This window comes from Nocardia spongicola (assembly GCF_047200775.1).
Lineage (GTDB): Bacteria > Actinomycetota > Actinomycetes > Mycobacteriales > Mycobacteriaceae > Nocardia.
In genome coordinates, this window is sequence record NZ_JBJZOO010000001.1 from 903,179 (window position 1) to 923,855 (window position 20,677).

At 65.3% G+C, this 20,677-nt stretch carries 22 protein-coding genes; 6 read left to right on the top strand and 16 right to left on the bottom strand.

Annotated elements, in window-relative coordinates; translation table 11 throughout:
* Positions 1-10 precede the first annotated feature (10 nt).
* Entirely contained in the window at positions 11-493 is a 483-nt protein-coding gene (locus ACL02S_RS03875) for an SRPBCC family protein (RefSeq protein WP_412800855.1), read from the top strand.
* Between the two features lie 21 nt (positions 494-514).
* On the opposite strand, the gene ACL02S_RS03880 is transcribed toward ACL02S_RS03875, so the two are convergent.
* The gene (locus tag ACL02S_RS03880) at positions 515-1,513 is read right to left on the bottom strand and encodes an alpha/beta fold hydrolase (protein ID WP_412800856.1); all 999 of its coding nucleotides are present in this window, start codon (positions 1,511-1,513) and stop codon (positions 515-517) included.
* Positions 1,514-1,567: 54 nt separating this feature from the next.
* On the opposite strand from ACL02S_RS03880, the gene ACL02S_RS03885 reads away from it, so the two are divergent.
* A complete protein-coding gene (locus ACL02S_RS03885; protein WP_412800857.1) occupies positions 1,568-2,416 on the top strand; it encodes an SDR family NAD(P)-dependent oxidoreductase in 849 nt (282 codons plus the stop codon).
* An 87-nt stretch (positions 2,417-2,503) separates the two neighbouring features.
* Here ACL02S_RS03885 and secG read toward each other — a convergent pair whose 3' ends face one another.
* The 9 genes from secG to ACL02S_RS03930 form a co-directional block, all read right to left on the bottom strand.
* The gene (gene secG / locus ACL02S_RS03890; RefSeq protein ID WP_412800858.1) at positions 2,504-2,737 is read right to left on the bottom strand and encodes a preprotein translocase subunit SecG; all 234 of its coding nucleotides are present in this window, start codon (positions 2,735-2,737) and stop codon (positions 2,504-2,506) included.
* Positions 2,738-2,923: 186 nt separating this feature from the next.
* Positions 2,924-3,709 carry a triose-phosphate isomerase gene (tpiA, locus tag ACL02S_RS03895; protein WP_412800859.1) on the bottom strand — a complete coding sequence of 262 codons (786 nt, stop codon included), beginning with the start codon at positions 3,707-3,709 and terminating at the stop codon, positions 2,924-2,926.
* A 2-nt stretch (positions 3,710-3,711) separates the two neighbouring features.
* Complete coding sequence (locus ACL02S_RS03900; protein ID WP_412800860.1) at positions 3,712-4,923, bottom strand: phosphoglycerate kinase; 1,212 nt, start codon at positions 4,921-4,923, stop codon at positions 3,712-3,714.
* Between the two features lie 5 nt (positions 4,924-4,928).
* Entirely contained in the window at positions 4,929-5,948 is a 1,020-nt protein-coding gene (gap, locus tag ACL02S_RS03905; protein WP_412800861.1) for a type I glyceraldehyde-3-phosphate dehydrogenase, read from the bottom strand.
* Between the two features lie 199 nt (positions 5,949-6,147).
* Positions 6,148-7,125, bottom strand: coding sequence for a DNA-binding protein WhiA (gene whiA / locus ACL02S_RS03910; RefSeq protein WP_412801097.1), 978 nt, complete (start codon positions 7,123-7,125; stop codon positions 6,148-6,150).
* Positions 7,122-8,168: a gluconeogenesis factor YvcK family protein gene (locus ACL02S_RS03915; protein ID WP_412800862.1), complete on the bottom strand. Its 1,047-nt coding sequence runs from the start codon at positions 8,166-8,168 to the stop codon at positions 7,122-7,124. Before ACL02S_RS03915 ends, whiA begins: the two co-directional genes overlap by 4 nt.
* Positions 8,165-9,145, bottom strand: a complete 981-nt coding sequence (gene rapZ / locus ACL02S_RS03920; RefSeq protein WP_412800863.1) for an RNase adapter RapZ — start codon at positions 9,143-9,145, stop codon at positions 8,165-8,167. Before rapZ ends, ACL02S_RS03915 begins: the two co-directional genes overlap by 4 nt.
* A gap of 105 nt (positions 9,146-9,250) precedes the next feature.
* On the bottom strand, positions 9,251-11,293 hold the full coding sequence (gene uvrC / locus ACL02S_RS03925) for an excinuclease ABC subunit UvrC (RefSeq protein WP_412800864.1): 2,043 nt from the start codon (positions 11,291-11,293) through the stop codon (positions 9,251-9,253).
* Between the two features lie 44 nt (positions 11,294-11,337).
* The gene (locus ACL02S_RS03930; RefSeq protein WP_412800865.1) at positions 11,338-11,802 is read right to left on the bottom strand and encodes a hypothetical protein; all 465 of its coding nucleotides are present in this window, start codon (positions 11,800-11,802) and stop codon (positions 11,338-11,340) included.
* A gap of 202 nt (positions 11,803-12,004) precedes the next feature.
* Between ACL02S_RS03930 and ACL02S_RS03935 the strand changes: the two genes are divergently transcribed.
* On the top strand, positions 12,005-13,945 hold the full coding sequence (locus tag ACL02S_RS03935) for a gamma-glutamyltransferase family protein (protein WP_412800866.1): 1,941 nt from the start codon (positions 12,005-12,007) through the stop codon (positions 13,943-13,945).
* 25 nt (positions 13,946-13,970) lie between these two features.
* On the opposite strand, the gene ACL02S_RS03940 is transcribed toward ACL02S_RS03935, so the two are convergent.
* The 5 genes from ACL02S_RS03940 to ACL02S_RS03960 all read right to left on the bottom strand — a co-directional run bounded on the left by ACL02S_RS03940 (position 13,971) and on the right by ACL02S_RS03960 (position 17,728).
* Positions 13,971-14,507, bottom strand: a complete 537-nt coding sequence (locus ACL02S_RS03940; protein WP_412800867.1) for a GNAT family N-acetyltransferase — start codon at positions 14,505-14,507, stop codon at positions 13,971-13,973.
* Between the two features lie 78 nt (positions 14,508-14,585).
* Positions 14,586-15,086 (bottom strand): PH domain-containing protein, encoded by a 501-nt coding sequence (locus ACL02S_RS03945; RefSeq protein ID WP_412800868.1) that lies wholly within the window; start codon positions 15,084-15,086, stop codon positions 14,586-14,588.
* Positions 15,086-15,568, bottom strand: a complete 483-nt coding sequence (gene ribH / locus ACL02S_RS03950; RefSeq protein WP_412800869.1) for a 6,7-dimethyl-8-ribityllumazine synthase — start codon at positions 15,566-15,568, stop codon at positions 15,086-15,088. The genes ACL02S_RS03945 and ribH overlap by 1 nt, the downstream gene beginning before the upstream one ends.
* 33 nt (positions 15,569-15,601) lie before the next feature.
* Positions 15,602-16,861: a bifunctional 3,4-dihydroxy-2-butanone-4-phosphate synthase/GTP cyclohydrolase II gene (locus ACL02S_RS03955; RefSeq protein ID WP_412800870.1), complete on the bottom strand. Its 1,260-nt coding sequence runs from the start codon at positions 16,859-16,861 to the stop codon at positions 15,602-15,604.
* A gap of 243 nt (positions 16,862-17,104) precedes the next feature.
* Positions 17,105-17,728 (bottom strand): riboflavin synthase, encoded by a 624-nt coding sequence (locus tag ACL02S_RS03960; RefSeq protein WP_412800871.1) that lies wholly within the window; start codon positions 17,726-17,728, stop codon positions 17,105-17,107.
* A 381-nt stretch (positions 17,729-18,109) separates the two neighbouring features.
* Between ACL02S_RS03960 and ACL02S_RS03965 the strand changes: the two genes are divergently transcribed.
* Positions 18,110-18,580: a hypothetical protein gene (locus ACL02S_RS03965; RefSeq protein WP_412800872.1), complete on the top strand. Its 471-nt coding sequence runs from the start codon at positions 18,110-18,112 to the stop codon at positions 18,578-18,580.
* Between the two features lie 28 nt (positions 18,581-18,608).
* Here ACL02S_RS03965 and rpe read toward each other — a convergent pair whose 3' ends face one another.
* Positions 18,609-19,265 carry a ribulose-phosphate 3-epimerase gene (gene rpe / locus ACL02S_RS03970; RefSeq protein WP_412801098.1) on the bottom strand — a complete coding sequence of 219 codons (657 nt, stop codon included), beginning with the start codon at positions 19,263-19,265 and terminating at the stop codon, positions 18,609-18,611.
* A gap of 96 nt (positions 19,266-19,361) precedes the next feature.
* Between rpe and ACL02S_RS03975 the strand changes: the two genes are divergently transcribed.
* Positions 19,362-19,784 carry an ATP-binding protein gene (locus ACL02S_RS03975; protein ID WP_412800873.1) on the top strand — a complete coding sequence of 141 codons (423 nt, stop codon included), beginning with the start codon at positions 19,362-19,364 and terminating at the stop codon, positions 19,782-19,784.
* Complete coding sequence (locus ACL02S_RS03980; protein WP_412800874.1) at positions 19,784-20,647, top strand: RNA polymerase sigma factor SigF; 864 nt, start codon at positions 19,784-19,786, stop codon at positions 20,645-20,647. Before ACL02S_RS03975 ends, ACL02S_RS03980 begins: the two co-directional genes overlap by 1 nt.
* The last annotated feature ends 30 nt before the right edge of the window (positions 20,648-20,677 follow it).

The following is a 20,677-nucleotide window of genomic DNA, read 5'->3' on the forward strand; positions in this document are numbered from 1 at the left end:
GACCCATCGAATGAGCGCGACGTCCATGCTCGGCGAGGTACGACCGGAGCACCAGCACACCGCCGACGGTGACATGGTGCTCCTGCACTACCTACGTTCTTTCCGCAGGCCGGTACTCGAGGTGTGGTCGGCAGCCACCGAACGTAGTCAGCTCAGCCACTGGCTGGGCCACGTTTCCGGTGGTGAAGGCAATTTCTCCATCGACTTGCTCGAGGGGCCCATTCCCGGACCTGTCACTGTGCGCGTCGACCACTGCCAGGCACCGCACGAACTGATCGTGTGTATCGACGGATGTCCACTCGAAGTGAGTATGAACCAGATCGGGGTGGTCACCACCGTCGAACTCACCCGGCGCCATGTCTGCCCCGCCGACGCGGGCACCATCGGCCCACGCTGGCAATACCTGTTCGACCGCCTCACGGCTTATCTCGACCAGCAACCGCTACCGCACTGGTCCCCCCGCTATCCGGAACTGGCCGACGAATATCGGTAGCCGGCCCCACGGCCGCTCGGCTCAGGACAGAACTTCGGAGGGCCAGGAAGGATATGTGGTCAGATCGCGTAGATGTGCGGTGAGCAAGGCGTTCACTTCCTCGGTGCGCTCCCATTGCACGAGATGGCCCGCGTCGGCGATCTCGGTCACCGCGCGCAGATCGACGACATTCTCGCGCATAACGGCCAGCGGATCGTGTCCGCTGAACCCCTCCATATCGGGATCGTGATCGCCGTACAGGAAATATGTGGGCACGGCGACTTTCGCATCCGCGTAGTCGGCGGTGATTTCCCAGTTCAGGTCGAGGGCACGGTACCAGTTCAAGCCGCCGGTGAATCCGGTGCGTTCGAAATCCCTTGCTATGACATCCAGCTCGTCTTCGCTGAGCCAGCTCCATGGCAGCGCGGGTGCCTCCGGTAGTACATCGAGGTAGCCGGTGCCTTCTGCCGGGAACCTCCAGGTGTCCAGATAGTGATAGTCGGCGCTGAGTGCGTAGTACACGCGGGCGAGAAAATCCTTGGGCCGGGCGCCGAGTTCCGTGTCGGCAACACCTGGGGTCTGGAAATAGTGCAGGTGTAAGAAGTGCCGGGCCGCGGCCTTTGCCCACAACTGCGATGGAGCGCGTCGCGGCCGTGGCACGAAGGGATTGTTCAGGACTATCAGACCGCGCACCCGCCGCGGGGCACGCAAGGCCAGCTCCCATACCAGTACCGCGCCGAAGTCCAAGCCGACGAACACCGCCTGCTCCGCGCCGATATCGTCGAGCAGACCGAGCAGATCGGCACAGACGGCGCGATTGGTGTACGCCGCCGGGTCGGCTGGAGCGTCGGTCTGTCCGTAGCCACGCAGATCGGGTGCGATGGCACGGTAGCCTGCCGCGGCGACCGCGGAAAGCTGACGGTGCCAGATATACCAGGTATGCGGAAAACCGTGACAGAAGATCACCGGCTGCCCTTGTCCACATTCGGTCACACGCATGCGAATGCCGTTCGTCGTCACGAATCGTTGCGTGAACTCCATACAGACCTCCTAGTACTAGAACACGTTATCGTTTCACGGTAGTGTTCCGGTTTCGTGAGCGGAATATCCGGCGGGCTCGAAGGAAAGATCGCGGTGGTCACCGGCGCCAGCCGCGGCATAGGCAAAGGGATCGCGCTGGAGCTCGGCGCGGCAGGGGCCACAGTGTTCGTCACCGGACGATCGGTGGCTCAGGGAAAGTTACCCGGCACTGTGCACACGACAGCGGCCGATATCGACGCGATGGGCGGGGTCGGCATCCCCTTCGTCTGTGACCACCGCGATGACGACGCGGTGCGACGACTGTTCGAATTGATCCGCGATGAGCACGGCAGGCTGGACGTGCTGGTGAACAACGTCTACAACTCCCCAGCCGCGGCCCGTTGGCTCGGCAAACCGTTCTGGGAGGTCCCCCCGGCCGTATGGGACGAGAGCTTCGACGTGGGCGTCCGATCGCATTATGTCGCCGGTGTCTACGCGGCACCACTGTTGATCGAATCAGGTGGGTTGATCGTCAATATCTCGTCCCCCGGAGCGATCGGATACATGCACAACGCCGTATACGGTGTTGCGAAGAGCGCGGTGGACCGATTGACCGTCGATATGGCACACGATCTCTCCGGTACCGAGGTGACCGTGGTGTCGCTCTGGCCGGGGATCGTGGATACCGAACTGCTGCAGCGGGTTCCGCCCGACGTACACGGCAGGCGTCTGATCACGCTACCCGGGGCGGGTACGTTCGACCTTGCCGAGGCACAGACACCACGGTTCTGCGGTCGCGCGGTCGTCGCACTGGCCACCGATACCGGGCGGCACTCGCGCACCGGTTCGCCTTGGCGGGTCGCCGATCTCGCCGAGCACTACGGTTTCACCGATATCGACGGCCGGATTCGGCGCACCGATTGACCGCACCGGTATACGCCGGGCGAGTACTGCCGGTGCCCAACTACCACGCGATAACGGGAATCGCCTGGCTGGTCTGGCGCGGCCCTATCAAGCGAATTTGATCTCCAGGCCGATGCCGAGGATGGCGATCAGCCAGACGATACCGACGAAAATGGTGATGCGGTCGAGGTTCTTCTCGGCAATGGTCGAGCCGGACAGACTGGACTGCACACCGCCTCCGAACAGGCTGGACAGACCTCCACCCTTGGCGCGGTGCAGCAACACCAGCAGCACCAGCAGCACGCTGGTGACGATCAGGAGGATATCCAGGAACATCCGCATGCCGGACAGTCTATGCGGTCGGCGCGATCACGCCGAATCAGGCACTCGACTGCCGTAGCACGGCCTCGATCGCCCGGCTGCCGGTCTGCGCTGACTTACCTCGATCCTCCGGGGAACGGGGACAGCGAACAGCCCGGCATCGCGATGAGGCGATACCGGGCTGCCGGACTGGAATGCGGAGATCTTTCAGGGAAGAGGACCGCCCGCGGCAATCGCGGCCAGAGTGGCGAATTCGTCACCCTTGAGTGAAGCGCCACCGACCAGAGCACCGTCCACATCGGTTTGCGCGACCAGCTCTCCGACGTTCTTGGTGTTCACCGAACCGCCGTAGAGCACCCGAATCTCCGCGGCGATCTCGGGCGAGGCGAGCTGAGCCAGTTCGGCGCGGATCGCACCGCAGACCTCCTGCGCATCGGCAGGTGTGGCGACCTTACCCGTACCGATCGCCCATACCGGCTCATAAGCGATGACGACCTTCGAGATCTCTTCCGCTGTCAAGCCTTTCAGCGATCCACGGATCTGCTCGAGGTTGTACTCGACATGTGTGCCCGCCTCCCTGATGTTCAAGCCCTCACCGACGCACACGATCGGGGTGATCCCATGCTTCAGCGCCTGCTTGGTCTTGGCCAGCACTGTGGCGTCGTCCTCGGCGTGGTACTGCCGCCGCTCCGAGTGTCCGACGGTGACGAAGGCACAGCCGAGCTTGGCGAGCATACCCGCGCTGATCTCGCCGGTGTAGGCACCCGACTCGTGCACCGAGACGTCCTGCCCGCCATAGCCGAGCAGGAGCTTGTCCCCTTCCACCAAGGTCTGCACGCTGCGGATATCGGTGAACGGTGGCAGCACGACCACCTCCACCTTCTCGAAATACTTCTCGGGCAGCGCGAAAGCGATCTTCTGCACCAGGGCGATGGCCTCCAGATGATTGAGGTTCATCTTCCAGTTGCCCGCGATAAGCGGTTTACGTGCCATGCTCAGTCCTCCAACACCGCGATACCAGGGAGTTCCTTGCCCTCGAGGTACTCGAGCGAAGCTCCGCCGCCGGTGGAGATATGCGAGAAGCCGTCCTCCGGCAGGCCGAGCGCACGGACCGCCGCGGCCGAATCACCACCGCCGACCACGGTGAACGCACCCTTCCCGGTAGCGGTGGCGATCGCCTCGGCGACCCCTCTCGTGCCCGCGGCGAAAGCCTCGAACTCGAATACACCCATCGGGCCGTTCCAGAAGACAGTCTGTGCCTCGGTCAGCAGAGCGGTGAAACGTTCCACCGATTCCGGCCCCACATCCAGACCCATCCAGCCGTCCGGTATCTCGTGCGCGGGCACCACCTTCGATTCGGCGTCCGCGGCGAAGGCGTCGGCCACCACGATGTCACGCGGCAGATGGATGACATCGGCGTACTGCTCGAGCAAACGCCGGCAGGTGTCGACCATCTCCTCCTGCAACAACGAGGAGCCCACCGGGAGTCCCTGCGCGGCAAGGAAGGTGAAGCACATGCCGCCGCCGATGACCAGCGTGTCGACTTTCGGCGCGAGCGCCTCGATGACCGCGAGCTTATCGGAGACCTTGGACCCGCCGAGCACGACCGCATAGGGCCGAGCCGCGCTCTCGGTGAGTTTTGCCAGCACCTCGGCCTCGGCCGCGACCAGCGTGCCCGCATAGTGCGGAAGCAGTGTGGCCACGTCGTATACCGAGGCCTGCTTACGGTGCACCACACCGAAACCGTCGGAGACGAACGCTCCGTCGTCTCCGGCCAGTTCGACCAGTGCCGCGGCGAGCCTACCGCGTTCGGCGTCGTCCTTGCTGGTCTCGCGCGGGTCGAACCGGATGTTCTCCAACATCAGCACATCGCCGTCGGTGAGTCCTTCCGACCGCGCGAGCGCGTCCTGTCCCACGACATCACCGGCAAGCTGAACATTGCGGCCCAGTTCCTCGGCGAGCCTGGCAGCCACCGGCGCCAGGGAGAGCTTCGGATCCGGCTCCCCCTTCGGGCGGCCGAGATGGGCGGTCACGATGACTTTGGCGCCCGCCTCGGCCAGCGCCTTGATGGTCGGCACCGAGGCGATGATCCGGCCGGCATCGGTGATCCGGCCGTTGTCGAGCGGAACGTTCAGGTCGGAGCGGACGAGCACGCCCCGACCCTCGACGCCTTCGGCGAGCAGATCTGCGAGTGTCTTGACGGTCATGCGCGTCAGAGCGACTTGCCGACGAGACCGATGAGATCGGCGAGGCGGTTGGAGTAGCCCCACTCGTTGTCGTACCAGGAGACCACCTTGACCTGGTTGTCGATCACCTTGGTCAGCGGCGCGTCGTAGATCGACGAGGCCGGATCGGTGACGATATCGCTGGAGACGATGGGGTCGGTGTTGTACCTGAGGATGCCCTTCAGCGGCCCCTCGGCGGCGGCCCGGTAGGCGGCGTCGATCTCCTCGAGCGTGGCGGACTTGCGCAGGGTGGCGGTCAGATCGGTGACCGAACCCGTCGGCACCGGCACGCGCAGCGCATAGCCGTCCAGCTTGCCCTGCAGTTCGGGCAGCACCAAGCCGATGGCCTTCGCGGCGCCGGTCCCGGTCGGCACGATGTTCAGCGCGGCGGCACGGGCGCGGCGCAGGTCGCTGTGCGGACCGTCCTGCAGGTTCTGGTCCTGCGTATAGGCGTGGATGGTGGTCATCAGGCCGTGCTCGATGCCGAACTCGTCGTTGAGCACCTTGGCCAGCGGACCGAGGCAGTTGGTGGTGCACGAGGCGTTGGAGATGATGTTCTGGCTGCCGTCGTACTTATCGTCGTTGACGCCCATCACGATGGTGATGTCCTCACCCTTGGCCGGGGCGGAGATCACGACCTTCTTCGCGCCCGCGGCGAGGTGCCCCTTGGCCTTGGTGGCATCGGTGAAGATGCCGGTGGACTCGACGACCACGTCGACGCCGAGGTCGCCCCACGGCAGCGCGGCAGGCCCCTCCTTGATGGCCAGCGCCTTGATCCGCTGGTCACCCACCACGATGGTGTCCTCGCCGTCGAGCGAGACATCCTGCGGCAACCGGCCCAGGATCGAGTCGTACTTGAGCAGGGTCGCGAGGGTCGCGTTGTCGGTGAGGTCGTTGACCGCGACGATCTCGATGTCGGTGGTGCCGAGCGCCTTCTGCGCCTCCACCGCCCGGAAGAAGTTACGTCCGATACGACCGAAGCCGTTGATGCCTACCCGGACAGTCACGTTATCGCTCCTCAGCTTTCCAGCAGATCATTCCGATGCCCTACTCACACTAATGCCCTGCCGCGACCCCGCCGACACGCACCTGGCATTCCCGTGACCGGGATGCCAGGTCAGACACCGGGCAACCCGTGTTCCACGTCGTGTACGCCGGATACCACGCCGAGGCGAAGTCCACCGGGAGGCAGACCGTACGACCGGTTCAGGCTTCGTCGAGCAACTCTGCCGTGACCGCGGATTCGGTATCGGGTACGCCGAGTTCCTTGGCGCGCCGGTCGGCCATCGACAGCAGCCGCCGGATCCGGCCCGCCACCGCGTCTTTCGTCATCGGTGGATCGGCGAGCTGACCGAGCTCCTCCAGTGATGCCTGACGGTGCTGGATGCGCAGTCTGCCCGCGGCGGCGAGATGATCCGGCACATCGCCGCCGAGGATCTCCAGCGCGCGTTCCACCCTTGCCGCCGCGGCGACCGCGGCCCGCGCCGAGCGGCGCAGATTGGCGTCGTCGAAATTGGCCAGCCGGTTCGCGGTCGCGCGGACCTCGCGCCGCAGCCTGCGCTCCTCCCAGGTCATCCGGGTGCCGTGCGCGCCCATCCTGGTCAGCAGGGCACCGATCGCCTCGCCATCGCGCACCACGACACGGTCGGTCCCGCGCACCTCACGGGCCTTGGCCCCGATCCCGAGCCTGCGGGCCGCCCCGACCAGCGCCAGCGCGGCCTCAGGGCCAGGGCAGCTGACCTCCAACGCCGAGGAACGCCCCGGTTCGGTCAACGAACCGTGCGCGAGAAACGCGCCACGCCATGCGGCCTCGGCATCGGCGATACTGCCACCGACCACCTGCGCGGGCAAACCGCGCACCGGACGACCACGGACGTCGAGCAGACCGGTCTGCCGGGCCAGCGCCTCCCCCTCCTTGGAAACACGCACCACATACCGGGAGGTCTTGCGCAATCCTCCGGCACCGAGCACGTGCACGTCGGAGCCGTAACCGTAGAGTTCGAAGATCTCCCGGCGCAGCCTGCGCGCGATGGAACCCATGTCCACCTCGGCCTCGACGATCACCCGGCCACTGACGATGTGTAAGCCACCCGCGAATCGCAGCAATGCGGACAGTTCCGCCTTGCGGGAACTCACCTGTGACACCACAAGCCTGCTCAGCTCATCCTTCACATCGGCTGTCATCGCCACGAGACGCGCTCCTTTCCACCCAATCCGGAACGCACATCCTGACCCATGTGCCGTCCCTCGACTCGAAGCCCTGCCATATGCGGCCGAGGTTGCCGGATCACATGATCCAGAGCGGCGGCAAGTTTTCCCGGATGATGCCGTCCCGTTCCCCCTTCGGCGACATCGGAGAAGATTACTCGCGCCCGCAATTGTTCGGCAGCCCTTGCCACATGTTCCCGCTCACGCCCCTCCGGTACCGAACCGGAGTCCACCAGCACCTCGTCGACCGCGAATTCCGGTGCGTGCTGGGACAGTACATGCAAATGCCGCTCCGCGGAGAACCCCGCGGTCTCCCCCGGCTCCGCGGCGAGATTGAGCACGAGGATCTTCCGCGCCCTGGTATACACCAGCGCCTCATGCAGTTCGGGCACGAGCACATGAGGAATCACGCTGGTGAACCACGATCCGGGGCCGAGAACCACGACATCGGCGTGTCCGATGGCCGATGTCGCCTCGGTACTGGCAGGCGGATCGGAAGGAATCAGCCGAACCCGGCGAACTTTACCCGGTGTCGTCGCGATGGCGACTTGACCGCGGATACAGCGGCTCACCCGCGGATCCGCTTCCAGTCCCGATACGTCCGCCTCGATATCGAGCGCGATCGGCGACATCGGCAGCACCCGTCCCGTGATGCGCAATACCTTGGCGAGCTCATCGAGCGCGGCGACCGGGTCACCCAGCACTTCGGTGAGCCCGGCCAGGATCAGGTTGCCGACGGAATGCCCGGCCAAGGCGCCGGTGCCGCCGAACCGATGCTGCACAGTCCGCGTCCAGATCCCTTCGGCGTCCGCGGCCAGCGCGGCCAGCGCCATCCGGAGATCTCCCGGCGGCAGCACGCCGAGCTCGGCGCGCAATCGCCCGGAGGAACCTCCATCGTCGGCGACGGTGACCACGGCGCAGATCTTCCTGGTCAACCGCCGTACCGCGGTCAGCGTGGCATAGAGGCCGTGGCCACCACCCAGCGCGACGATACCGGGATCGGACTCCCACCCGGTCATTCGCGCCCCAAGTCTCGATGTACGACCCGAACCACGTCGGCCGATTCCTCCGGTCCGCCCGCGCCCTCGCTCATCAGCTCGCCCAGTGCCTCGGCTATCGCGACGCTCCGGTGCTTTCCTCCGGTACAGCCCACTGCGACCGTCATGTATCGCTTCCCCTCTTGGCGGTAACCGTTCATCGTCAGTTCGACCAGATGATGGCAAGTATGCAGGTAATCGTCCGCCCCAGGGCGCGACAAGACGTACTCGCCGACCATCGCCTCCTGACCTGTCAGTTCCCGCAACTCCGGTATCCAATGCGGATTTGGTAGAAAACGCACATCCAACACCATGTCGGCGTCGAGCGGGACCCCGTACTTGAAACCGAAGGACTGTACGGTGAGCTGCAGCGCGCTGGGTGCGCCACCACCATAGGCCTCCCCCATCTTGCGGTGCAGCTGATGGATGGACAGCTCGGTGGTGTCGATCACCAGGTCCGCGGCGGCCTTCACGGCCGAGAGCCGCACTCGTTCGGCGGCGATACCCGCCGACAACGTGCCGTCCTTGCTCTCGCTCTGCAGTGGATGTCGACGCCTGGCGAAACCGAAACGGCGGATCAACACGTCGTCGGAGGCCTCGAGGAACAGAACTCTGGTACGCACACCGAGATCACGCAACTGTTCGAGGACCACCGAGAGATCACCGGTGAAGAACCGGCTGCGTACGTCCATGACCAGAGCGAGACGGCGGATCGGCGGTTTCGCCGCCGCACCGAGCTCGACCATCCGGCCGAAGAGCTCAGGCGGCAGATTATCCGCGACATACCAGCCCAGGTCCTCGAGCACACGCGCGGCGGTGCCACGGCCCGCGCCGGAGAGCCCGGTCACAATCACGACCTCGACCTGCGGATTCGCCCCACCATGGGTGTCGGAGAAGCCCGCTCGCCCCGCACTCCGCGACGGACTGCCCGTACTGCTGTTCGATTCGACGCGTGTCATGTCCCACCGAGTTCGTTTCTGAGGTGCCTTTCCGATCATCGCGCACCGCTTTCGGTATCGGGCGCAAACACAACGTACGCGAAACTGAAATGTCAGGTGCGGCGACTACTCGGATCGGAGGGCGGTGAGGACCGCTTCCGCTGTCGCCACCCCGATCCCGGGAACCTCCGTGATCTGCTCGAGCGTGGCCTGCTTCAGCTTGGCTACCGAGCCGAAATGAGTGACCAGCGCGGTGCGCCGCGCCACGCCGAGACCGGGCACCGAATCCAGCACCGAAGCCGTCATCCGCCGTGAGCGTTTACTGCGGTGGAAGGTGATCGCGAAGCGATGTGCCTCGTCGCGGACACGTTGCAGCAAGTAGAGAGCCTCGCTGTGACGCGGAAGGATCACCGGTTCGCGCTGGCCGGGCACCCAGACCTCCTCCAATCGTTTGGCGAGGCCGATGACCGCGATATCGGTGATGCCGAGCTCGTCGAGCACTTCGGCGGCCGCCGCGACCTGGGGTGCCCCGCCGTCGACCACATAGAGATTGGGTGGGTAGGCGAATTTGCGCGGACGCCCGGATTCCGGATCGATACCGGGGGGTGCTGTGAGCTCCGTGGCGCCCGCGTCACTTCCCGGTTCGGCAGGGTCCGCGATCTCCGGCGTGTCGCGCTCGCGGCGCAGTCGGAGGAACCTGCGGCGGGTCACCTCCGCGATACTGCCGACATCATCGGATCGGCCGTCGCCCGCCGCCTCCCGGATCGTGTAATGGCGGTAATCGGACTTGCGGGCGAGACCGTCTTCGAAGACCACGAGCGAGGCGACCACATCGGTACCCTGCACATGACTGATATCCACGCACTCGATGCGCAGCGGGGCGGTATCGAGTTCCAGTGCGTCCTGGATGTCCTGCAGTGCTTGCGATCTCGAGGTCAGGTCACCCGCGCGCCGGAGTTTGTGCTGCGCCAATGCCTCCTCCGCATTGCGCTGCACGGTCTCGGCCAGCGCCTTCTTGTCCCCACGCTGCGGCACCCGCACCCGCACTGCCGAGCCGCGCAGTTGTGACAGCCACTGCTGGAGCTGCTCGATATCGGCGGGCAGGGCAGGCACCAGCACCTCACGCGGCACCACTGTGGCGAGCTGCTCGGTAGCCCCCTGCTCGGCCGCGGTGACCTGCTCGGCAGCCCCCTGCTCGGCTACGGCGACCTGCTCGCCGTAGAACTGCGTGAGAAACTGTTCGGCCAGCGCGGCGAGTTCACCGCCTGCCGCCGGGACATCGACGGCATCGCCCGATTTGTCGACCACCCAGCCGCGCTGGCCACGAACCCGGCCGTCACGAACGTGAAAAACCTGTACCGCTACCTCCAGCTCGTCGGTGGCGAAGGCGATCAGGTCGGCATCGGTTCCGGTGCCGAGCACCACCGCTTGTTTCTCCAACGCGCGGCGCAGCGCTCGGACATCATCGCGCAACCTGGCGGCGAGTTCGAAGTCCAGCTCTTCGGAGGCGTCGTGCATACGCCGTTCCAGCTCCCGGACCAAGCGGTCGGTACGACCGGCGAGGAAGTCGCAGAAGTCCTCGACGATCCGGCGGTGCTCCGCGGCACTCACCCGCCCGACGCACGGCGCCGAACATTTGTCGATATAGCCGAGCAGACATGGACGGCCCATCTGGCTGTGCCGCTGAAAAACACCCTTCGAACAGGTACGCGCGGGAAACACCCGCAACAACAGATCGAGGGTTTCCCGGATCGCCCAGGCATGGGCGTACGGGCCGAAGTAGCGGACCCCCTTGCGCCGCGCGCCACGATAGACGAACAGTCGGGGATACTCTTCGTTCAGAGTGACCGCGAGCACCGGATACGATTTGTCGTCCCGGTAACGGACATTGAAGCGCGGATCGAACTCCTTGATCCAGTTGTATTCCAGCTGCAGCGCCTCCACCTCGGTCGCCACGACCGTCCATTCGACGCTCGCGGCCGTGGTGACCATCTGCTCGGTGCGTGGATGCAGGCTCGCCACATCGGCGAAATAGGAATTCAGCCTGCTGCGCAAGCTCTTGGCCTTACCGACGTAAATGACCTGCCGATGGGCATCCCGGAACTTGTAGACACCTGGTTCGACCGGAATAGTGCCCGGCGCAGGCCGGTACGTCGCTGGATCTGCCACTCGTCCAGCCTATCCACCGGGTCCGACAGCCCAGAGCGGCCGCATTACCCGGTCGTGGCTATCCAGTCGTCGTTATCCGGTGGTCGAGGAGCCCGGGCACCGAACCATGCCTTGGCTTCCGGCCTGCTCAGCAGACGCAGCACAGCCGCCGACGCGCCGAGCGAATACCCCGCCGCGGCGAGACCGGCCAGCGGCGGGACCGTCTCCAGATCATTGATCGCGTACCATCCGACAACAGCCTGCAGGAGCGCGAAACCCATGACCAGAGTGCGCACCGAGCGCGCTCCTTCGATGAACCCGAAGACCAGCAGACCCAGTGCCCAGGCGACACAGAATTGAGTAGCCGCGGTAGCTGCCGCGTCCGCACCACGGGTCAGCCCCATGAGCACCGGGTAGACAAGCGCGAACGCCGCCATACCCCATACGGCTTCCTTCGCCTCTCGAACCGCCTCCGGCATGGTCGTTTCCGCACCGAAGACCGGTTCCTCACCACAGCACGCTGCGCTCATGGACGCACCCCCGTTGGTACCGACCTGACCGATATACCCGATGAACCTCCTGGCCGGACCGTAACACGGTTCCGTCCCGGATAACCCGGACTTCGACAACTCCGACTTCGGCGGATGGAACGGATCACGGTGCCCAGCACTAGATCCGCGGCACACGCAGTAGTCGGACAAAATCAGCGGTACCCGGCGATAGAGTCCCTATATGGGACGCAGGCGAGCAATCGCGGCGGTATCCGTGCTGGCTACCGCGATGCTCACGGCCTGTACACCGGGAACGGACCGAGCAGGAGGCAGCTGCGCGGCGATCCCGAACGGCACACCGATAGCAACGTCAGGGACCCCCCTGGCGGACAGCAGTACCAGGGAACTGAGAACCGCTCCGGAAATCGCGACCGGATACCGCACGGATATGACGCCGGTGCGTACCCACACATTCGCGGTCGTCACCGCGGACCCGATGGCGACCGAGGCCGCATGTGCGGTACTGCGTGATGGCGGCACCGCGGCGGACGCCGTGGTCACGGCACAGACTGTGCTCGGGCTGACCGAACCGCAGGCATCCGGCCTCGGCGGAGGCGCTTTCCTGCTCTACTACGACGCGGCCACGCACACAGTGGACGCCTATGACGGCCGTGAGGTGACCCCCGCGGCCGCGACCGAGAACTCGCTGCGCTGGATCAGTGACACCGAACGTGCCGAGCCGGAGCCGAGCCCGCGTGCCAGTGGCCGTTCCATCGGGGTTCCCGGTGTGCTGCGCATGCTCGAGCTGGCACACCACGAGCACGGCAGGACCGCTTGGCGCGAGTTGTTCGAGCCCGCTATCGATCTGGCCGATCGCGGGTTCCCGATCGGTCCCCGCCTCGCGGCACAGCTCGCGGAATCGGCGCAGGATCTCGCGAACGACGAGGCGGCCAGGGCATATTTTCTCGATCCTGACGGTAGCCCGAAACCCGCCGGTGCCCTGCTCACCAATCCGGCCATGGCCAAAACCCTCGGCGCCGTCGCCACAGAGGGCGCGCAGGCCTTCTACACCGGCGCCATCGCCGACGATATCGTCGCGGCCGCAGGCAGCGCCTCCGGCGGGCGCACCCCGAGCCTGATCACCACCACGGATCTGAACGACTACCGAGCGAAAAAACGCACCGCGGTGTGCACCGGCTATCGCGAACACGAGATCTGCGGTATGCCGCCCCCCTCCTCCGGTGGTATCGCGGTCGCCGCCACCCTTGGCATCCTGGCGAACTTCGATCTGGCCACGATGCCTCCCGACGCCATCGATCGCAACGGTGGAAAGCCTGCCGCCCAAGCCGTACACCTCATCGCGGAGGCCGAGCGCCTCGCCTACGCCGACCGCGACAAATATCTGGCCGATACCGATTTCATTCCGCTGCCAGGGCATTCGGCTCGGACCCTGCTGGACCAGGACTACCTGCGTCGGCGGGCCCTGCTGATCGACCCCGCGCACAGTATGGGCACCGCGCCGCCAGGCGATTTCGGCCCGGCCCCGCTGGGCAGCGGCCCGCAGCCGCCGGAGCACGGCACCAGCCACATCTCGGTGGTCGACCGTTACGGCAATGCCGCGGCGATGACCACCAGTATCGAGTCCGCGTTCGGTTCGTTCCATATGGTCGACGGCTTCCTGCTGAACAATCAGCTGACCGATTTCGCCGCCGACCCGTTGGGCGCGGACGGCCTGCCGGTGGCCAATCGGGTCCAGCCGCGCAAACGCCCACGCAGCTCGATGAGCCCCACCTTGGTATTCGCGAAGACCACCGACGACGTACGCGGCGAACTCACCCATATCGTCGGATCACCCGGCGGTTCCCTTATCATCCAGTTCGTGGTGAAAACCCTGGTCAACATGCTCGACTGGGGGCTCGACCCACAACAGGCGGTCTCCGCGGTCGCATTCGGCGCAGGCAACGACCCCACCACCGGTATCGGTGGCGAGCATCCCGCGATCGATACCACCGACAACGGTGCCGACGACCCACTCGTACTCCGGCTCCGCGCACTCGGCCACCAGGTCTCGGTCGCACCGCAATCCAGCGGTCTCGGCGTCCTGGAACACGAGACCGTGGGCGGCTGGATCGGCGGAGCCGACCCCCGCCGTGTGGGCACGGTCCTCGGCGATAGCCGCTGAGCGTGCTGCCATGAGCGAACCTGCGTTATGTCCGCACCATCGGATACACGACCGGACCGTGGCCGATCGGCAACGCACCCTGCGGCTCGAAACCGAATCGCTGGTAGAACGGCACGAGATCACGACTGTTCGCGATCAAGAAGCACGGCTGTCCCGCAGAGGGTAGCCGCCGCTGGATCAGCTGGGCTGCCAGACCTCGCCCCTGGGCACGTGGCAATGTACCGATCGCGGCGAGATACCACTGCGGCGTGCCGTGCCGGGCTTGATCCAGCTGCCGCGCGGCCGCCAAGACACGCACGGTGCCACGCCCCGTGGCGCGCAGCAATGTCAGCGGCTTCGCCATCGACGAGACCACCCCCGCAGGTTCCCACAACGCCACACAGGCGAGCTTGCCCTCCGCATCGTATGCGAGATCGACCAGCCCGTTTCGCCTGCGCGAGGCAATACGCGAACTCCAGAACAGCGGCAATGCCCTTCGCCGCCGCTGCGTCCGCGGCCAGAAATAGGACATCAGCGGATCATCGGCGAACGCCTCCGCCAGCACGAATGCACCCGGCTCCATACCGGGAGACTAGACCGGAACCCGGAGCGATGTGAGATCGCCGGACCGAACGAATACCAAAGGCGCATTCTCGGGCGATCAAGCACTTTCGGAATACTTCGCGATGAGTTCGCGCAACTGATCCATAGCGCGCATCGCGTGCTCCTTGTCATTGGAGCGAATAGCCATCAAGGGGACGTATTCGTCGTGGACCAATTCCAGACGCGCCCAGGATTTCCGATCCGGGAACGAAACGCCCCGAACATATTCCCAGGAGAAGTCCTTATCGCCCATCACATTCCGCACAGTGACACCGTGTGCGCCTGCCCGCACTCTCGGCTTGGTCAACAGCAGCACCGCCGCGCCACCGAGAATGCCGACCACGATCATCGCGATCTGATCGACGAACCGGAAGTTGACACCGGTCGAGCCGGTGCGCAGCGTGACACCACCCACGGTGAACACGACCGCGATCAGTATCGCCACGATCCAGGAGGTCCGCACCGCGCGCCGCGGCCGTACCTCGAACTCCCACTCGGGCGCCGCACCGGATGCCGCGGGCTTCTCCGCGTTTTTCCGGGACAGCCCTTTGCTCGCCATCACTGTGCGCTCTGGCGCAGTGTGCGCAGCGTCAGAGCAGCGTCCAATGCCGCGGCAGCGGCCTGCTCGCCCTTGTTCTCCGAGGAATCGGGCAGTCCGGCTCGATCCAGCGCCTGCTGTTCGTTGTTCGTGGTCAGTACCCCATTGGCCACCGGAGTGCCCTCGTCGAGGGAAACCCGGGTGAGCCCAGCGGTCACGGCATCACAGACGTACTCGAAATGCGGTGTTTCACCACGGATGACCACACCGAGCGCGACCACCGCATCGTGGGTCCTGGCCAGTTCCTGCGCCACCACCGGCAGTTCCATAGCGCCGGCGCAGCGCACTATCGTGATCTGCTCGACGCCGACATCCTTGGCCACCCGCTCGGCATTCGCGACCAAGGTGTCGCAGATCTGCGTGTGCCAACGCGAGGCGACGATGCCCATGGTGAGTGCCTTGGCATCGGCAAGAGCGAAGGTCGGTACCCCGGTACCACTCATCGATATCCGCCTTTCGGAGTCTGCTCGCAGGGGTCAGGGTGCCGTCTCACCGAGATCCAGTTCTTCCAGATCCAGCTCGTCGAGACCGATCAGGTCATGTCCCATCCGGTCCCGCTTCGTACGCAGATAGTGCAGGTTTTCCGAATTGGCGCGCAACGGCATCGGCACCCGTTCGGTGATCCGCAGGCCGTAACCGTCCAAACCGACCCGCTTGGCCGGATTGTTGGTGAGCAACCGCATCGAGCTGATGCCGAGATCGACCAGGATCTGCGCGCCGGTGCCGTAGTCACGGGCATCGGCAGGCAAGCCGAGCCGCAGATTCGCGTCGACCGTATCGTGACCGGAATCCTGTAGCTGATACGCCTGCAATTTGTGCATCAAGCCGATGCCACGGCCCTCGTGGCCGCGCATGTACAGCACGACACCACGGCCCTCGGCCGCGACCATCTCCAGCGCGGCCTCCAGTTGCGGACCGCAGTCGCAGCGCAGCGAGCCGAACACATCCCCGGTCAGACACTCCGAATGCACGCGTACCAGAACGTCCTCGCCGTCGCTGATATCGCCGCGCACCAGCGCGACATGTTCGACCTCGTCGTAGATGCTCTGGTAGCCGACAGCCTTGAACTCACCGTGCGCCGTGGGGATACGCGCCTCGGCGACCCGAACCACGTGCTTCTCGTGCTTGCGCCGCCACGCGATCATATCGGCGATGGAGATCAGCGCGAGTTCGTGCTCATCGGCGAATACGCGCAGCTCTTCGGTGCGGGCCATATGGCCCTCGTCCTTCTGGCTGACGATCTCACAGATCACGCCCGCGGGACGCAAGCCTGCCATCCGCGCGAGGTCGACGGCAGCCTCGGTATGGCCGGGGCGGCGCAGCACACCGCCGTCCTTGGCACGTAACGGCACCACATGACCGGGCCTGGTGAAATCGTCGGCTTTCGCCTCGGCATCGGCCAGCAGCCGCATGGTGGTCGCGCGGTCGGCGCCGGAGATCCCGGTGGTGATGCCCTCCCGCGCGTCCACCGAGACGGTGTAGGCGGTGCCGTGCTTGTCCTGGTTCATCGCGTACATCGGCGGAAGGCCGAGCCGATCACAATCGTCGCCGGTAAGCGGGACGCAGATATAGCCGGAGGTGTAACGGATCATGAAGGCGACCAGCTCCGGGGTCGCCTTCTCCGCTGCGAAGATGAGGTCGCCCTCGTTCTCCCGGTCTTCATCGTCGACGACGACAACCGCTTTACCAGCGGCGATGTCGGCGACTGCGCGCTCGATGCTGTCGAACCTGGTCACGTCTGCTGTGCTCCATCTAGGAATAGGTGCCACACCACAGTACTGTGCGCTATTTGTCCCACCTGCGGCACCGCAGGATTGCGCATGTGCACTACCCCGGGGACCATTCGACCGGCTCGGCACGGCCGCGGGAAACGCTGGTCCGCGCGCAGCCCCCCGGATACGCATGGACCGGTTCCGAGGCAGGACGCCGCGGACCCGACCTCCCGTCGCACTGTCCCGAACCGCACTGTCTCGGACCGCTCAGCCGCGTTGCTGGAGGCGTTCGACGTACTTGGCGATGACATCGACTTCCAGGTTCACCATAGCCCCGACAGGGGCCGCGCCGAGGTTGGTCAGCGAGAGTGTGGTCGGAATGAGGGAGACCTCGAACCAGTCCCGGTCGCCGTTCTCGCTCGGTGCCTCCGAGATGCCGAGAGCGGATACGGTGAGCGAGATACCGTCGACGGTGATCGAGCCTTTCTCCACCACATAGCGGGCAAGGTTCCCCGGCAGCGAGATCCGCACCACGTCCCAGTTCTCCGACGGAGTACGCGCGAGTACGGCGCCGGTACCGTCGACATGCCCTTGGACGAGGTGGCCGCCGAGCCTGCTGTTCAGCGCCGCGGCGCGCTCCAGGTTCACCTTGTCGCCGAGCCCTAGTGCGCCGATGCTGGAACGGTTGAGCGTCTCCGCCATGACATCGACGGTGAACGAGTCCGCGTCGACCACGTCGACGACGGTCAGGCACACCCCGTTCACGGCTATCGAATCACCGTGTCCGGCATCGGAGGTCACCAGCTTGCCCTTGATCGTCAGCCGCGCGGCATCGGCCAGCTGCTCGCTGGCGACGATCTCGCCGAGTTCCTCGACGATGCCTGTGAACATGTGCCCTGACTCCTGTCCCATCGTTATCACCCGGTCGTCGCTGTCACCTGGTGCCGGACGATGCGGACACCGGCAACGACGTCCGTGTCTGTTCGGTATCCAGACTATCGACTCGAGCTATCGCCGCCGCAGCGCGGCGACAGCGAGCGTTGTGCACCCCGCTCCGGACACGACCACACCGCGTATTCACACGCGAAAGACACCAGAAGCGATATCGTTGTACGGCCGACTTGCCCGTTCAACGGTCGACACGAGTCGTTTCACGCACCGGCACCGCCCTGGAGCTATGTGGTGACACCACGAAACCCGACGCACCATGCTCAACTACCCGAGGAAAACAACGGTGGGAAAGAACGAGTTCTGCACAGTTGGGGGCGCGCAATGATCACTTCTCTCGATTCGACCCCGGAAGCGCGATGTGTGCGGTATGTCCGTGAACTCCGCCTTCCCGCGACATTGGATCCGGGCTCACGCCACATCCTGCTGCGTATCGGCATCGACTACGGCGCCATCAGCATGCCTACCGAACTCGGCGAACAGGTACTGCGGCGCCTGACCCACGAGGGAATCGCCGGTCCGGTCATCGACCATCCCAGAGCCAGGCGGTGGACCTTCCTCACCGGACCTGCCCGGCCCGGCCCGCTGAGCACCTCGGTCTCGGCCGAGCTGTTCCGGCTGTATGTCACGGTGGCCGGGGCGGGCTGCCAGGTCGTGCTGCCCTCTCCGGATGACGAACGCACCGGTTACCGGATCTGGATCCGATCACCGGAGAGCATCGCGCGCCGACCATCGCTGGATACGGTGATCGCGGCGATGCGCACCGTCACCGCGTGCGAAATCCGAGGCGAATAGCTCAACGGGCTCCCGGCGGATAACCCCGTCAGTGCGGATGTACCGATGCCGCCTGCCCGCGTAACGCCTGTACAGTGCCCGCGGGGTCGGCGGTGTTGTAGACCGCGGACCCGGCCACGAAACAGTCGACCCCCGCTTCCGCCGCCGCTTCGATGGTGTCGGTGTTGATACCGCCGTCGATCTCGACCAGCAGACGCAACTCACCGGAATCGACCAGGTTGCGCACGATGCGCGCCTTCTCCAGCACCTGCGGGATGAACGACTGTCCACCGAATCCGGGCTCCACGCTCATCACCAGCAATGTGTCGAACTCACGCAGGATCTCGAGATAGGGCTCGATCGGTGTGCCCGGCTTCACCGAGAGCCCGGCCTTGGCGCCCGCGGCGCGGATATCGCGTGCGACCGCGATCGGGTCATCGGTGGCTTCCGCGTGAAAGGTCACATTGTGCGCACCCGCCTCCGCGTACGGCGGAGCCCAGCGGCCGGGGTCCTCGATCATCAGGTGACAGTCCAGCGGGATATCGGTCACCTTCAACAGGCTTTCGACCACAGGAAGGCCGATGGTGAGATTCGGCACGAAGTGCGCGTCCATCACGTCGACATGTAACCAGTCGGCGCCTGCCACGGCCGCCACCTCATCGGCCAGGCGCGCGAAATCAGCGGACAGAATGGACGGGGCGATCATCGGCGCGGGCGGGCGCGGGTAGCTCTGGGTGGGCACAACGCGGAAGTCTAGTGGGCGTCGAGATTGTCCGGCGCGAGAGTGGGTAGCCTGCATAGGGTGATCAATATTTCGGCGGAACAGGGGCTCTACAGCACTCCGGTAGAGATTCGGGTGGCTGCGTCGGTGACACAACTGCCCATTGTGCGTGGGCTCGCCGAAACCCTGGTCCTACTCAGCGATTTCACGCTGGACGAGGTAGCCGACATCCGCTTGGCCGTCGATGAGGTCTGTTCGACGCTGATCGCCCTCGCCGCTCCGGAAACCAGTCTGAACTGCCGGTTCACCGTGGGTGATACCGAACTCCTCGTCCGGGTCGACGGCGTTGCGGACAAGCAGGGGCTACCCGACCAGCACAGCTTCGGCTGGCATGTACTGCGCACGCTCACCGACACGGTGGACGCGACCCAGGATTCGTTCGATACGGCAGTTTCCGGATATCCGACGACGGTGCAGTTCCGTCGGGCTCGAGGGAAAGCGTAGTGGCGGACGAGAATACCGTGTTCGACCCCCGGCAAGAAGACGATGCCGATACGCCGACCACAACAGCGGACACCGAGGACGGCGAAACCCTGGAGGATTCCGACGCGGTACCCGGTTACGACGATGTCGGCGTACTCTTCCAGCAGCTCGCTGCCGCGGAGTCCGGGACAGCACGGCATGCCGCACTGCGCGCGGAACTGATCAATCGCTGTATTCCGCTCGCCGATCACATCGCCCGTAAGTTCAGCGGGCGTGGCGAGCCGTTCGACGATCTGACCCAGGTGGCCCGAGTCGGTCTGGTGCACGCGGTGGACCGCTTCGATGTCGAGCGGGGTTCCAACTTCCTGTCCTTCGCGGTGCCGACCATCATGGGCGAAGTCCGCCGGTACTTCCGCGACAATACGTGGGCTATGCGTGTGCCGAGACGGGTCAAGGAGACTCATCTGCGCATCGGCGCGGCGATCGACTCGCTCTCCCAGTCCCTCGGCCGCTCACCGACCGCCAAAGAGATCGCGGCGGAACTCGGAGTAGAACCGGACGAGGTGACCCAGGCTGTTATCGCGGGCAACGCGTACCAGCCCAGTTCGATCGATGCGGCCGCACTCGGCCGCGAAACCGAGGCCTCACTGCTTGATACCCTCGGCGAGGAAGAGTCCCAGTTCGACCGGGTCGAGGAGTATGTCGCGATCCGGCCACTGCTGGCCGGGCTGCCCGAGCGGGAACGCCGCATTCTCACCATGCGGTTCTTCGAATCGATGACCCAGACCCAGATCGCCCAGCAGATGGGCATCTCCCAGATGCACGTATCGCGTATCCTCGCGAAAACACTTGCTCGCCTGCGCGAACAGTCCAGCCGGGAATAACCGGACCCGGCTGCGCGGCTGGAGCCGCGC

Bases quoted from the DNA above. Each gene is read 5' to 3' on its own strand.
- ACL02S_RS03945 (WP_412800868.1), bottom strand. From the start codon at position 15,086: ATGGCGAGCAAAGGGCTGTCCCGGAAAAACGCGGAGAAGCCCGCGGCA.
- ACL02S_RS03930 (WP_412800865.1), bottom strand. From the start codon at position 11,802: ATGAGCGCAGCGTGCTGTGGTGAGGAACCGGTCTTCGGTGCGGAAACG.
- ACL02S_RS03915 (WP_412800862.1), bottom strand. From the start codon at position 8,168: ATGACCGGGTGGGAGTCCGATCCCGGTATCGTCGCGCTGGGTGGTGGC.
- ACL02S_RS03875 (WP_412800855.1), top strand. From the start codon at position 11: ATGAGCGCGACGTCCATGCTCGGCGAGGTACGACCGGAGCACCAGCAC.
- rpe (WP_412801098.1), bottom strand. From the start codon at position 19,265: ATGATCGCCCCGTCCATTCTGTCCGCTGATTTCGCGCGCCTGGCCGAT.
- ACL02S_RS03935 (WP_412800866.1), top strand. From the start codon at position 12,005: ATGGGACGCAGGCGAGCAATCGCGGCGGTATCCGTGCTGGCTACCGCG.
- ACL02S_RS03940 (WP_412800867.1), bottom strand. From the start codon at position 14,507: ATGGAGCCGGGTGCATTCGTGCTGGCGGAGGCGTTCGCCGATGATCCG.
- tpiA (WP_412800859.1), bottom strand. From the start codon at position 3,709: ATGGCACGTAAACCGCTTATCGCGGGCAACTGGAAGATGAACCTCAAT.
- whiA (WP_412801097.1), bottom strand. From the start codon at position 7,125: ATGACAGCCGATGTGAAGGATGAGCTGAGCAGGCTTGTGGTGTCACAG.
- rapZ (WP_412800863.1), bottom strand. From the start codon at position 9,145: ATGACACGCGTCGAATCGAACAGCAGTACGGGCAGTCCGTCGCGGAGT.
- ACL02S_RS03960 (WP_412800871.1), bottom strand. From the start codon at position 17,728: ATGTTCACAGGCATCGTCGAGGAACTCGGCGAGATCGTCGCCAGCGAG.
- ribH (WP_412800869.1), bottom strand. From the start codon at position 15,568: ATGAGTGGTACCGGGGTACCGACCTTCGCTCTTGCCGATGCCAAGGCA.
- ACL02S_RS03880 (WP_412800856.1), bottom strand. From the start codon at position 1,513: ATGGAGTTCACGCAACGATTCGTGACGACGAACGGCATTCGCATGCGT.
- ACL02S_RS03900 (WP_412800860.1), bottom strand. From the start codon at position 4,923: ATGACCGTCAAGACACTCGCAGATCTGCTCGCCGAAGGCGTCGAGGGT.
- secG (WP_412800858.1), bottom strand. From the start codon at position 2,737: ATGCGGATGTTCCTGGATATCCTCCTGATCGTCACCAGCGTGCTGCTG.
- ACL02S_RS03965 (WP_412800872.1), top strand. From the start codon at position 18,110: ATGATCACTTCTCTCGATTCGACCCCGGAAGCGCGATGTGTGCGGTAT.